The sequence below is a fragment of the Neisseria sp. P0022.S010 genome, assembly GCF_051956635.1.
Genome location: NZ_JBQCXF010000727.1, coordinates 1 through 1,141 on the forward strand (window position 1 = coordinate 1; position 1,141 = coordinate 1,141).

The following is a 1,141-nucleotide window of genomic DNA, read 5'->3' on the forward strand; positions in this document are numbered from 1 at the left end:
GAAAAATCATGTCCAAACAGCCTTCCAGCAAACGCCAATGGCGCGACGGCGTATCCTCTAACGCCAAAAAACCTTCCAAACCGGCCAAATCCTTTGCCAATAAAAAACGTCCCGACGACGAGCGAAAAACATCAGGCAAAACTTACGGCCAAAAAGTTTCAGACGGCCCCAAAGCTCAAAATACCGCCCCAAAACAACGAGCCGCCAAAGCCAAAAAACTGGTGGTCCGCAATCCCAACCAAAAAATCATGGAGCACGCCCGCGATTTGAAAGAACGCCGCAGCGACCTTTCACGCTTTGAACCCGAGCGCCTGCAAAAAGTCCTGGCCGCTTCCGGCGTCGGCTCACGTCGCGAAATGGAAGAATGGATCAGCAACGGCTGGGTAACGGTCAACGGCCGCGTAGCGCAACTGGGCGAAAAAGTTACGCCTGACGACCACGTTACCGTCAAAGGCAGCATCATCAAACTCAAATGGGCCGACCGCCTTCCACGCATCATCCTCTACTACAAACAAGAAGGCGAAATCGTTTCCCGCGACGACCCGCAAGGCCGCGTCAGCATTTTCGACCGCCTGCCGCAAGCAGCCAGCAGCCGCTGGGTGGCCATCGGCCGTTTAGACATCAATACCAGCGGCCTTTTGATCCTGACCACTTCAGGCGAACTTGTTCAACGCTTTGCCCATCCCAGCTTTGAAGTAGAACGCGAATACGCCGTGCGCGTATTGGGCGAGTTGACCACCGAACAAATGCGCGTCCTGACCGAAGAAGGCGTGATGCTCGAAGACGGTTTGGCAAAAGTCGAACGCATCTACGAACAAGGCGGCGAAGGCGCAAACAAATGGTACAACGTCGTCATCAAAGAAGGCCGCAACCGTGAAGTACGCCGCATTTTTGAAAGCCAAGGCCTGACCGTCAGCCGCCTCGTCCGCGTAGGCTTCGGCCCCATCGGTCTGCCAAACCGCCTCAAACGCGGCCAGTTCTACGAACTCAATCCGGCAGAAGTCGCCAACATTATCAAATGGGCAGATATGCTACTTCCAGGCGAACGTCACCGGAAGAAAAGTTAATGTAAGATAAATCGGGGCTCAGACTTTTGCAAAATCGTCTCAGGTTGAAATCAATGCGGGGGATGAGGTTGTAT

General features: G+C 54.0%; 1 protein-coding gene. It reads left to right on the forward strand.

The features are described 5' to 3' along the window. Nucleotides 1-8: 8 nt before the first annotated feature. The gene (locus tag ACTHUT_RS20975; RefSeq protein ID WP_250600429.1) at nucleotides 9-1,067 is read left to right on the forward strand and encodes a pseudouridine synthase; all 1,059 of its coding nucleotides are present in this window, start codon (nucleotides 9-11) and stop codon (nucleotides 1,065-1,067) included. Nucleotides 1,068-1,141 lie beyond the last annotated feature (74 nt).